The organism is Paenibacillus sp. J31P316, from assembly GCF_056269105.1.
The window spans coordinates 43,314-55,716 of record NZ_JBWDNI010000017.1 but is presented as its reverse complement, the minus strand read 5'-3'; the positions used below and the strand labels follow the sequence as shown (position 1 = coordinate 55,716).

Genomic DNA, 12,403 nt, shown 5'->3' with positions numbered 1-12,403 from the left:
ACGACGGGAAGCCCTTTTTGTTTTTTCATTTGGCGAAGGCGGCTTGCTTTCGGGCGAAGCGCCTCGCGTCAGTTCAAATTCGCCGGCAGCTTCACCGCATACAGCGTGCCGCCGGAGCGGACGTACAGCATCGCGCCGGATTTGAGCGTCGGCTCGAAATCGCGCGAGCCCGTCTTCAGACTGAACGCTGGCTTAACGGCCGCGAAGTCGTATGCGTCGAACGATCCGTCGGCCCGTGCGACATAGAGGCCGTTGCCGTACAGGTCGGTCTGGACCGGCTGGATCCCGTTCGGGAAACGGAGAATCTGCCCGTTCGCGGTCTTCAGCACCTCGATGGCGCGGTCGTCGAAGCCCTGATAGAGCAGGCGCCCGTTATGAACTTGATACAGCGGCGCGTAGTCGCGCGGGTTCGGCGCGGCCCAGCGCTGCGCCGGCTTGCCGTCAGGACTGTAGGCGGCGAAATCATACTTTGCCACGGCTTGATCCTGATAGACGTACAAGTCGTTGCCGTCCAGGAACGCGGAGCCGTAGCCGCCGCCGAACCGGTATTCGCCGGGGTTTTCCGGCTGGGCGTCCCAAGCGTAGACGCGTTCGCCTTTCAGGGCGCCGGTCTTTAGGCTCAGCACGGCGATATGGAGCGTCTTATGAACGGGATCGTTATCGCCGACCATGAACGTATCCATCACGGAGTAGACGAGTCCGTCCTTCACGGCCAGCGGAGACGATTGGCGGAACGACGTCCATAGCTGCTTGCCGGTCTTCTTGTCGTAGGCGTTGATCTGAGTCGAGGATAGTGCGCCTTGTACCATGTAATTGCGCAGCACGACGCCGTCGGCTTCGGTTACGCCGGTCATGCCGCCTTCATATTGGCCTCCGGTTTCCGTTTGCTTCCACAGCAGCTTGCCGGTCGCGCGGTCCAGCGCGTAGAGCGTCAAGTTCTCCGTGACGTAGACCGTGCCGCCGATCGGCTCGATGCTGGCAGCCTTGTCGGCTTGGAGCGCCGTCGTCCATTTGCGACTGCCGTCGTCCCCAAGCGCGTAGATAGCGCCGTCCTTCGTAAGCCCGAATACGGTGCCCTGATCATAGACCAGCAGCGGCTTCAGGGCTGCGCCGTATTTCCACAGCTGCTTGCCGCTCGCGCCGTCGTAGGCGGCGAGCTGCCCACCCTTCACGAGCGCGAACACGCGCCCGTTCTCGGCCAGCGCGGAGGTCGCGACCGCCCCGTCCTGCTCGAAGGTCATCAGCGGCTGGGTCCACAGCGGCTTGGCGGCCGGGGCCGATACCGTGCCGTAGAGCGGAGTCGTGCTGCTGATGACAGCCTTATCGGCATGGACGACCGCTGCTCCTTGCGGCACCGCGGTCAGCGCGATCAACGCTGCGGTACCGAGCGCGGTAAGGGCTTTCATTTTCATTCGACGTTGTAATTGCATGTATGATTCATCCTTTCTATATGTATCTGCTCTGTTGTTTGCAGCTTGATATGCTATCAAACGCAGCTTGCCGGCATAAAGTTGCTGGAAGGGAATCGACGCAGAAAACGCCGGCTCCCATCGTACGTCCTGTACGAGGAAGGCGGCGTTATTCATCCGGGCTGAATATACGATTATAAGGGCTGTGGCAGACCAATCGTCGGAGGCGGAGAAGCATCATGCGAACAGCGCCGTCAGTACGGCCTGGATTCGCTTCAGCAAGCCTTTCGGCGCGGAAGCCTCGATCGGCGGCTCATGCATCCATTGCTCATCCGCCCGTTTGCGGATGGCCTCCTCTTTCATTTCAGCCAGTTTTTGCTGCTCGTAGTGGTTCATCATTTGTTCATCACTCCATTGACACATAAATTGCAGTTTTGGTACTCATTCCCTTTCACTGCCTGAAGAAAGTTTATCATGTACTTCGATATCGCAGTTATCTATAATATTCGATAACGACAATCGGTTTTTTCGATGGAAGCAAGGGGGCGGCGAGCCTGGACATTCAGCATTTCCTTACCTTTCGAGAGGTGGCCAAGTGCCAGAACTTCACGAAAGCGGCCGAGAATCTCGGCTACGCGCAGTCGAGCGTAACGACTCAAATTCAGAAGCTGGAGCAGGAGTACGGCGTTACCCTGTTCGAGCGGTTCGGACGCAAAATGCGGCTGACCCAATCCGGCGAGCAAATGATGCTTTACGCGAATCAGATCGCGGACCTCTTTCAGGAATCGAAGGCCGTCATCGGGCGGCAGGAATGCGGGTCCCTCTGTATCTCGACGATCGAAACGATGGCCGCCTTCTATCTTCCGAAGTACCTGCACCGCTTCAGGCAGGTCTTTCCCCACATTCAGGTGATGCTTGAACCGGCTCAGGAGGAGCGGGTGAAGCAATCGATCCGGGAAGGCGAGGCGGACATGGGCATCATTCTCGACGTGCCGCTGGCGGATCCGGAATTGAAAAGCATCATCATCCGCAAGGAAGAGATGGTCGTCGTCGCGAACCGGACGCATCCGTTCGCCCGGCAAGAGAAGGTAGAGTGGAAGCAGTTGAGCGGAGAGTCGTTCATCATGACGGAGCAGGACTGCACCTACCGCGGCGCGCTCGAGCGCGAGCTCAAGACAAGACAGATTCCGTACCGGCTTGCGTTCGAGCTCGGCAGCATGGAAGCGATCAAGCAATGCGTCTATTACGGCCTCGGCATCGCCCTCATTCCGAAGATTACGATCCTCTCCGAGCTCGAGAAAGAAATGCTCTGCACGGTGCCTCTCTGCATGGAAGATCTGTCGTTCTATACGCAGCTGGTCTACCACAAACGCAAATATATGACCCCGTCCATGAACTACCTGATCCAGCTCTTGACCGAAGGCCCGCAGGCGGTATAAGAAGCCCCGACAGATCCAAACCTAAATTGAAAAGGAGCGTAGCGCCTATGGATACACGGCATGCACTGCCGAAAGTCGATCTTCATGTCCATCTCGATGGAAGCCTGCGCCCGGATACCGCGATGGCCATTGCCGCAGCCGAGGGAATCGAGCTGCCGACGGACATCGAGGCGGATCTCATTCCTTATATGCAGGTGGACGATGATTGCCGGAGCTTGCCGGAATACTTGAGCAAGTTCGATTTTACGACCCGGTTCCTTCAATCCGGCGCTGCGCTGGAACGCGTCGCTTACGAAACGATGGAGCAGGCGGCCGCGCATAACTGCCGGTACATGGAGGTGCGCTTCGCGCCGCAGCTTCATCGCCGCGGCGGCCTGCATGCGGAAGAAGCCATTCATCATGTAATCGAAGGCTTGAAGCGGGCGGAGCGGCAGTTCGATATCCAGGGCCGCGCGATTGCGATCTGCATGCGGAACCATGACCGCAAGGATAATCTCGAAGTCGTCGAAGCGGCTGCGAAATACGCGGGCCGCGGCTTGGCGGCGGTCGATCTGGCAGGCAATGAGGCGGCGTACCCGCCGGAGCTGTTCCGCGACGTGTTCGCGCTCGCGCATCGGCGCGGGCTGCCCGTCACGATCCATGCGGGCGAAGCGGCCGGAGCCGAGAACGTGTATGAAGCGATCAAACATCTAGGCGCTTCGCGCATCGGGCACGGCGTCCGACTGCGGGAGAACCCGGACATTCTGCGCCTGGTGCTGGAGCAGCGTATTCCGCTCGAGATGTGCCCCGTCAGCAACATTCAGACGAAGGCCGTGTCCGACTGGGACGTCTATCCGATTCGGGATTATTTCGAACAAGGGCTGCTGATCACGCTGAACACGGATAACCCGAGCGTGTCGGGAACCGACATTACGAGGGAGTACCGCATCGCTGCGGAGAAGTTCGGTTTCACGGACCGCGAGCTGGCGGCAATCGTCCGCAACGGAGCGGGGGCGGCATTTCTGGAGAATGCCGAGAAGCAGGCGCTCATGAAGCGGATCGATTCGGAGCTGGCGGCGCTGGGCCTGTAGCGCTCATGGCCGGCTCCATACCAAGGGCGAGCGGCGCGTCATCTAGTCCGGCGGGGCGCGCTCGTCCGACATTTATTTTTCGGAAACGTGATTCATTTTCTGTGCAGGCGTGTATATATATGTTGTCGAAGGCATATAATAGCATTGGCAAGCAGTTGCAGCGCACCCGCTTTGCAGTAGAATGATAAAAAATTTGTAAAAGCCTGTAAGCTCATTGCAATTCAAAAACGGATATGATAAGATGGCCTTAGTCATAAAAACACCTGAATTCACGTATTGAAAAGGGTTGTCATTTTGTGCAATGGTACCTTTTTCAATGTGTGATTTTTTTATTTCGCAAACACGAATAAAAAGTACATGTTAATTTAATTTATGGAGGAATTCCCCATGCAAACAGGAACAGTTAAATGGTTTAACGCAGAGAAAGGTTTCGGCTTCATCGAAGTTGAAGGCGGCAACGATGTATTCGTACACTTCTCCGCAATCGTCGGCGAAGGCTTCAAAACTCTTGACGAAGGCCAACGCGTTGAGTTCAACGTTGTTCAAGGCAACCGTGGACCACAAGCAGAAAACGTTGTAAAACTGTAGTTTTACCGTTTTCCTTAAAAACAGCCTCGCGCATCATGCGCGGGGCTGTTTTATTTTGTCCGGAATCGGCATGGACCGGACTAGGCAGGCATAGCATGAACCGATAAACATTCGCCAACCGGGCCGGCAGCAGCCTTTGTTTCAGCATGGACAAACGCGGGTAATGGAAGGGTAATGCGTTGCAGTCTGGGTGGAATGCCGGGAGGTTTGGTTATGTCGCTTCAGAAGGGTTTTTTTCGCGTGTGCTTAGGGATCATCGCCCTGCTGCTAATTGTGTATTTGACGGCGAAGATCAGCTTTATTTTTAAGCCTTTGCTGACGATTTTCAATATTTTGATCGTGCCGTTCATGCTGGCGGGCTTCTGCTATTATCTGCTCCGCCCGATCGTGAACGTGATGGTGGAGCGGCGCATCAATAAAGTGCTTGGGATTCTGCTCATCTATCTGTTCGTCGCGGCGATTATCAGCTTGTTCGGCATCGTGGTGTGGCCGCCGCTGAAGACGCAGGTGGAGAACTTCGTGAAGGGGGCGCCGGAGCTGATCGAGGGCTTCAAGAACCAGCTTAACCGTTTGCAGGACAACCGGATGCTCTCCGCATTCGCGGGCGAAGACGCGGATTTGTCCACGAAGCTGTCGGATTACTTGAACAGGGGCATCACGGCGGCCTCCGATTATGTGGCCAACGTCATATCGATCGTGACGAATTTCCTGATCATCATCGCCACCGTGCCCATCATCCTGTACTACATGCTGAAGGAGAGCGACCATATCCCTTCGTCGATCCTGGCCGTCGTGCCCCGGCGCTACCGCAAGGACGGGCAAGAGGTGCTGAAGGAAATCGACGGCGCGCTCAGCGGATTCATCGTCGGGCGCGTCATCATTACGTGCCTGCTCGCCGTCATGCTGTATATCGGATTTCTGATTATCGGATTGCCGTATTCGCTGCTGCTCGCGATCGTGGCGTTCTTCCTCAATATCATTCCCTACATCGGCCAATTCCTGGGTGCGATCCCGACGATTATCGTCGCGTTCACCGTGTCGCCGACGATGGTTTTCTGGGTTGTCGTGGTCACGATTATCGCGCAGCAGATCGAAGGCAACGTGCTGTCGCCGAGCATTTACGGCCGACGGCTCGATATTCATCCGCTGACGACAATCGTGCTGTTGCTGGTGGCCGGGGAGGTTGCCGGGTTTTTGGGCATCATTTTGGCGATTCCGGGTTATATGGTTATCAAGATCATCGTAGTTCGCGTATATCAGCTTTTCTTTGCAGAGAAAGTGGAAGAGCTGGTTGATTGATCTTCGGAGAAGCGACGGTTCATTTTTCCATGAACGTTGCTTTTTGGCGTGCCGGCGATGAGGAATTCGGCTTTCGGAAGGCGCTTAATGTGATAGAATCGATAGAGTTGCTAGTTTCACGATGGTGGAGGGACGACAGGGATGTTGAAGAACGTCAGATTTACGGTAAGGTCGAAGATCATTCTCGGCTATTTGATCGTGCTGATCAGCGTAGGGGTTTCGATTGCGGTGCTGAACGGAAGAATGAGCTCGATGGATAGGGAAATCGATTTCATCAATAACCATGACATGGCCGTGCATGATCTGGCTAACCAGATCGAAGCCCGCGTGCTGGATATGGAAACTGGACAGCGGGGGTATGTCATTACAGGAGATGCATCCTATCTCGATCCCTATACGTCTGCCAGGACGGAGTGGTTGGAGAATTACAGCCAGCTGTACCAGTTGGTAAGCGATAACCCGAGCCAGCAGACGAATTTGCGGGAAATCAAAGCCAACGTGGAGAAATGGATCGAGACCGCCGGCGATCCCGTTATCGCCGCGAAGAAAGCGGGCGACGAGGAGCAAGTCGCGCAATTCTACAAGCTGGATCCCGGCAAGAAAATAATCGATACGCTTCGCTTCCAGTTGAGCGATTTTCTGAGTATCGAGAAGGGGCTGACGAACCAGCGGGTCGACGATCTCGACGCCAAGAACGCCAGCTTCAAGCTCGGTCTCTATATCATGCTGTTGATCATTACCGTACTGGCCGTCCTTGTGTCTATTATCATCTCGGGGACGATCGTGCGGAGCATCAAACAGGTTATCAAAGCAATGAACGACATCTCGGCTTCGGAAGGCAAGCAGGAGCTGAAGCGGATCGACGTCATGACCCGCGACGAAGTCCGGGATCTGTGCGAGGCGACGAATGGTCTGTTGGAGAAGCAGGAGAGGGCGAACTGGCTTCAGTCCGGCATCGCCGAAATCGCCGTAGCCAGCCAAGGCTCTTCGCATGTCGGCGAGCTGGCGCAAGCGTATATGGCGAAGGTCGCGGTGCTGCTTGGCGCAAGCTATGGCGTATTCTACGTTCGTCAAGAAGACAAGCTGATTCGCAGCGCTTCGTATGCCGCCTCGGGATCGCCGGTTGGCATCGATCGGTTTGCGATGGGCGAAGGGATCGTCGGCCAGAGCGCGCTGGAGAAACGGGTTTATGTGCTGGATGAGCTGCCTGAACGCCATATTCGGATAACGACGGGTCTTGGGGATTCCGCGCCTGCGAGCATCCTGGTATTCCCGATCGAATTCGAGGGCAGGGTCGAAGGCGTGGTGGAGCTTGCTTCCTTGCAGCCGTTCACGCCGCTGCACGTGCAGTTGATCGAGCAGAGCCGCGGCAATGCGGGGACGGCGCTGAACAACGTCAAGGCGCAGATGGAAGTGGCGCGCTTGCTCGAGGAATCGCAGACGCTCACCGAGGAATTGCAGGCGCAGACGGAGGAGCTGCAGCAGCAATCGGAAGAGCTGCAGGCGCAATCCGAAGAAATGTTCGCCCAACAGGAGGAGCTGCGCACGTCCAACGATTTGATGAAACTGTCGGAGGAACGGCTGCAGCGCCAACAGGAAGAGCTGGAAGAGAGCAATCTGGAGCTTGCGAAGCGGTCGCGGCGGCTGGAGGTTCAGATGAGCCAGGCCGAAACGTTCAACAAGCAGATCGAACAGCAAAATGCGATTTTGGCCAAACAGGCAAGCGATCTTGCTACGGCCTCCCGGTACAAGTCGGAGTTCTTGGCCAATATGTCGCATGAGCTTCGCACGCCGTTGAACAGCCTGCTCATTCTGTCGCAAATGCTGGCCGACAACAAGTCGGGCAATCTGCAGCCGAAGCAAGTGGAGTTCGCCAATACGATCCATTCCTCGGGCGCCGATCTGCTTCGCCTGATCGACGAAATTCTCGACTTGTCCAAGGTGGAAGCGGGACAAATGAAGATCGAGAAGGAAGCGGTCTACCTGGCGGATATCCGCGAAAGCATGCAGCGCAGCTACGAGCCGCTGGCCGCCAAGAAGGGGATCGATTTCCGCGTGGAGCTGCAGCGCGATTTGCCGGAATCGGTCTTTACGGACGGACACCGCTTGCAGCAAATTTTGAAAAACCTGCTGTCCAATGCGTTCAAATTCACGCATCAGGGGCATGTTACGCTTCGCATGCATCGGCCGGACGGGGCAGTGCCGAATGCAGCGGGCGGCGAAGACGGCGTTATCGCTTTCTCCGTCATCGACAGCGGCATCGGCATTCCGGCCGGCAAGAAGGAAATTATATTCGAAGCGTTCCAGCAGGCCGACGGCTCGACGAGCCGCAAGTACGGCGGAACGGGCCTTGGGCTGACGATCAGCAGGGAATTGTCCGCGCTGATCGGCGCCCATATCGCGATCGAGAGCGAGGAAGGTTCGGGCAGCGTATTTACGCTGTACCTGCCTGAGCAGGCGGATGGGAAGACAGCCGCCCGTCCCGTGCTGGAGGAAACCGGCGCTGCCGCCGAAGCCTTCTTGTCGCTCGAGAATCAAGGGGCCAAGCGCAAAGAAGAGCTGCTTGCGCCTGCGATCGAATGGTCCAGTCCGGAGCTGCTCTCGCCGTCTTCGCTGGAGGATGATCGCGACAAGATTCAGACCGGCGACCGGGTGCTGCTCATTATCGAGGATGACGTCCGTTTCGCGAGCATCTTGGTCGACATGGCCAGAGCCCGCCACTTCAAGGCGCTGGTCGCGCTGGAAGGCGACAAAGGCTTGGCGCTCGCCCATGCGTATAAACCGGACGGCATCCTGCTGGATATTCAGGTTCCGGTCATGGACGGTTGGTCCATCCTGGAGCGGTTGAAGCAGCACTCGGAGCTGCGCCATATTCCGGTGCATGTCATCTCCGTCGTCGACGAGCCGCAGAAGGGGCTGACGATGGGCGCGATGGCATTCCTGCAGAAGCCGGTCGACAAAGCGCATATCGAGCAGGCGCTCGCCCGCGTGGAGTCGTTCATGAGCCGCGATCTGAAACGGCTGCTTATCGTGGAGGATGACATCGTTCTGCGGAACAGCATGGTGGAGTTGATCGGGCATGACGATGTGCTGATTACCGCCGTATCGACGGGCCAAGAGGCGCTCGAAGAGCTGGAGCGGGAGCATTTTGACTGCATGGTGCTCGACTTGGGCTTGTCCGACATTACGGGCTTCGAGCTGCTGGACCGGATTCGGCGCCTGGAGCATCTGAAGCAGCTGCCGATCATCATCTATACCGGCAAGGACCTGGATATGCGGGAAGAGCTGGAGCTCAAGAAATACGCGGAGAGCATCATCATCAAGAACGTGAAATCGCAGGAGCGGCTGTTCGACGAGACCGCGCTGTTCCTGCACCGGGTGAAGGCGGATATGCCGGAGGATCGCCGTCAGATATTGGATCGTCTGTACAATAACGAGGCTGCGTTTGACGGCAAGCGGCTGCTGCTCGTAGAGGACGATATTCGGAATATATTCGCGTTGTCCAACGTGCTGGAATCCTACAATATGCGGATTTCCTTCGCGGAGAACGGCCGTGAAGCGCTCGAGCTGCTGGAGAAGGATCCGGATTTCGACCTCATTCTTATGGATATCATGATGCCTGAAATGGACGGCTACGAGGCGATGAAGGCGCTGCGCGCGATGCCGCAGTTCGAGAAGCTGCCGATTATCGCGCTGACGGCGAAGGCGATGAAGGAAGACCGCCAGCGCTGCTTGGACGCCGGCGCTTCCGATTACATCAGCAAACCGATCGATATCGAGAAGCTGCTGTCGCTGCTGAAGGTATGGCTGTACACGTAACACTTCAACCTGGCCGCGATTATGTTACAATGGAAGAACAAATGTTCTTGCAGGAGGCGGAGGCGGCGAGATGAATCCAACCATTCAACTGTCGGTGCGTGCGCTGGTCGAATACGCGCATCGCAGCGGCGACATCGAATCCGGCTTCCGGACGGCGGTTGCGCTGACGGAAGGCACGAAGATTCATCAGCGCGTGCAGAAGCAATACGGGGAACAAGATGAACGGGAAGTGTATGTCAGAGGGGAGATCGTCATGGACGATCTCCTCTTTGTCGTGGATGGCCGCTGCGACGGTCTGCTGGCGGACGAAGAGACGGGAGGCATCGTCGTCGACGAGATCAAGTCTACCTCCGGCCGCCTGCCGGGAGGGCCGGAGGAGACGTATCCCGTCCATTGGGCGCAGGCGCGATGCTACGCCTCCATGATCGCGGCGGACCGCGGACTTCCGGCCGTCACGGTTCAACTGACATACGTCCAGGTGCAGAGCGGGGAAGAACGGCGTTTCCGGCAGCGTTGGACGCGGGAGGAGCTGGACCGCTTTCTGGAGGAAATGGTTCGCGCCTACTATGATTGCGCGCTGCAGCAGGTGCAGCATATGGATGCGCGCGACCGCAGCATCAAGGAGCTGCCGTTTCCGTTCGCGGCCTATCGCGAGGGGCAGCGCAAGCTCGCGGGCGCGGTATACAAGAGCATCGCGGACGGACGGAAGCTGTTTGCGAAAGCGCCGACGGGCATCGGCAAGACGATCTCGACGATCTTCCCCGCGGTCAAGGCGATCGGGGAGGGGCTGCTGCAGCGCGTCGTCTATTTGACGGCCAAGACGATCGCCCGCGTGGCCGCCGAGGACGCGTATGCCCTGCTGCAGTCGAAGGGGCTGCATATACAGGCCGTGACGCTGACGGCGAAGGAGAAGATCTGTTTCCAGGAGGAGGTCCGGTGCAGCAAGGAGCATTGTCCGTTCGCCGACGGGTACTATGATCGCATCAACGCGGCGCTGCTGGATCTCCGCGCCAATGAAACGTTAATGACGCGGGACGTCATCGAAGCCTACGCGCGCAAGCATCGGGTCTGTCCCTTCGAGTTCTCGCTGGATGCCGCGTATGGCGCGGATGCGATCATCTGCGATTACAACTACGTCTTCGACCCGCGCGTCAACCTGAAGCGGATGTTCGAGGAGCAGAAGCGCAAGACGGCCGTGCTTATCGACGAGGCGCACAACCTGGTGGACCGGGCGCGGGAGATGTATTCCGCCGAGCTGCATAAGAGCGCCTTTCTGGAGGTGCAGCGCGCTTATAAAGGCGTGAACGCCGGCGTGTACGGAGCGGCCAAGGCGGTCAACGATTATTTGCTCGCCCAGCGCAAGCGGATCGGAGAGAAGCAGCAGGAGGCGGTCGGCGAAATGCCGGAGGAGCTGGTCGCGCTGGCGGAGGCGTTCGTCGTCCAGGCGGAGCGGGCGCTGCTGGATGCGGAGGCGGCGACGAGAGCGGGAGCGGGGAGCCGATTGAACAGGCTGACGGAAGCCGGTCCGGAAGCCGGGTTTGACGCAGAGGAAGAAGCCGGCGTGGATTATGCAGGAGCGGGCGACGGGTTGTTTTCGGATTTCGCTGCAAGCGATGATTCCGCTGCGTCCAGCAATAGCGGCTCCGATTCCAGTCTCGCCTCTGCAGGGTCGGATGGCGCGAAATCGGGCGACAAGGGCGGAAGCGTCGGTCTCCGTGCCGGCGCGCTTCCGCAGGCGGGAGATGTCCTCGCCGCGAGTGCTCGTCCCGGGGGCGGAGCGGGTACGGCGCAGCTGCTGGAGCTGTATTTTGCCTGCCAGAACTTCGTTCGAACGGCGAAGCTCTATGATGAACGGTACGTGACCTATACGGAATGCGCGCGGAGCGAGGTGCGACTCAAGCTGTTCTGCCTGGATCCGTCGCATCTGCTGCGAACGATGAGCAAGGGCTACCGTTCGACGGTGTTCTTCTCGGCCACGCTGACGCCGCTTCCTTACTACATGGACATGCTGGGGAGCGACGGCGAGGAGGATTACGCCGTTGTCATCCCGTCTCCGTTCTCCGCGGAGCAGCTGGACGTGTACGTCAGCCCGATGTCCACCCGGTATCAGGACCGGGAACGGACGAAGGAACCGATCGTCACGCTGCTGAGCAGGATTACGGGGGAACGGAAGGGTAATTACCTGTTGTTCTTTCCTTCTTACGCGTACATGGAGGATGCGTACGAGCGGTTTATGGCGCAGCGAACGGTGGAGGCGGATTCTTCGCATTCGGAGCTTGCGGTGGAGACGGCCATAGCTAAGGAGGGCCAAGCCGCGACCGTCATTATGCAGAGTGCTCGCATGTCGGAGGAAGAGCGGGAGCGGTTCCTCGCGGCCTTCCAAAGCGGCAGCGAGGAGCAGGTGATCGGCTTTGCGGTGATGGGCGGTATTTTCGCGGAGGGAATCGACTTGGTGGGGGACCGGTTGACGGGCGTGGCCGTTGTCGGCGTCGGACTGCCGCAGGTGGGGTTCGAACGGGATATCATGAAGGCGTATTTCGATGGGACGGGGCGCAACGGTTTCGATTACGCGTTTCTGTTTCCCGGCATGAACAAGGTGCTGCAGGCAGGCGGGCGGCTCATTCGCTCGGAGCAGGACCGGGGCATTCTTCTGCTCATCGATGACCGCTACCTGCAGCCCTCGTACCAGAGGCTGCTTCCGCAGGAATGGCTGAATTATACGGTGCTGTAGGCAGAACGGGCATGTTGAATGCCTAAATGCTGCTTGAAAGCATGGCTG

At 57.9% G+C, this 12,403-nt stretch carries 8 protein-coding genes; 6 read left to right on the top strand and 2 right to left on the bottom strand.

Annotation, left to right across the window (positions count from 1 at the left end; translation table 11 throughout):
- Window positions 1-68: 68 nt before the first annotated feature.
- Window positions 69-1,430 carry a PQQ-binding-like beta-propeller repeat protein gene (locus tag AC0YNU_RS27895; protein ID WP_475762410.1) on the bottom strand — a complete coding sequence of 454 codons (1,362 nt, stop codon included), beginning with the start codon at window positions 1,428-1,430 and terminating at the stop codon, window positions 69-71.
- Between the two features lie 216 nt (window positions 1,431-1,646).
- Window positions 1,647-1,808: a hypothetical protein gene (locus AC0YNU_RS27890; protein WP_475762408.1), complete on the bottom strand. Its 162-nt coding sequence runs from the start codon at window positions 1,806-1,808 to the stop codon at window positions 1,647-1,649.
- Window positions 1,809-1,918: 110 nt separating this feature from the next.
- Between AC0YNU_RS27890 and AC0YNU_RS27885 the strand changes: the two genes are divergently transcribed.
- The 6 genes from AC0YNU_RS27885 (at window position 1,919) to AC0YNU_RS27860 (ending at window position 12,355) form a co-directional block, all read left to right on the top strand.
- Entirely contained in the window at window positions 1,919-2,848 is a 930-nt protein-coding gene (locus AC0YNU_RS27885) for a LysR family transcriptional regulator (RefSeq protein ID WP_475762552.1), read from the top strand.
- A gap of 47 nt (window positions 2,849-2,895) precedes the next feature.
- Window positions 2,896-3,918, top strand: coding sequence for an adenosine deaminase (add, locus tag AC0YNU_RS27880; protein WP_475762406.1), 1,023 nt, complete (start codon window positions 2,896-2,898; stop codon window positions 3,916-3,918).
- A gap of 387 nt (window positions 3,919-4,305) precedes the next feature.
- Complete coding sequence (locus AC0YNU_RS27875; protein ID WP_112884929.1) at window positions 4,306-4,506, top strand: cold-shock protein; 201 nt, start codon at window positions 4,306-4,308, stop codon at window positions 4,504-4,506.
- A gap of 213 nt (window positions 4,507-4,719) precedes the next feature.
- Complete coding sequence (locus AC0YNU_RS27870) at window positions 4,720-5,805, top strand: AI-2E family transporter (protein ID WP_475762404.1); 1,086 nt, start codon at window positions 4,720-4,722, stop codon at window positions 5,803-5,805.
- A 141-nt stretch (window positions 5,806-5,946) separates the two neighbouring features.
- Window positions 5,947-9,624 (top strand): response regulator, encoded by a 3,678-nt coding sequence (locus AC0YNU_RS27865; RefSeq protein ID WP_475762402.1) that lies wholly within the window; start codon window positions 5,947-5,949, stop codon window positions 9,622-9,624.
- A 70-nt stretch (window positions 9,625-9,694) separates the two neighbouring features.
- Window positions 9,695-12,355 carry an ATP-dependent DNA helicase gene (locus tag AC0YNU_RS27860; protein ID WP_475762400.1) on the top strand — a complete coding sequence of 887 codons (2,661 nt, stop codon included), beginning with the start codon at window positions 9,695-9,697 and terminating at the stop codon, window positions 12,353-12,355.
- Window positions 12,356-12,403 lie beyond the last annotated feature (48 nt).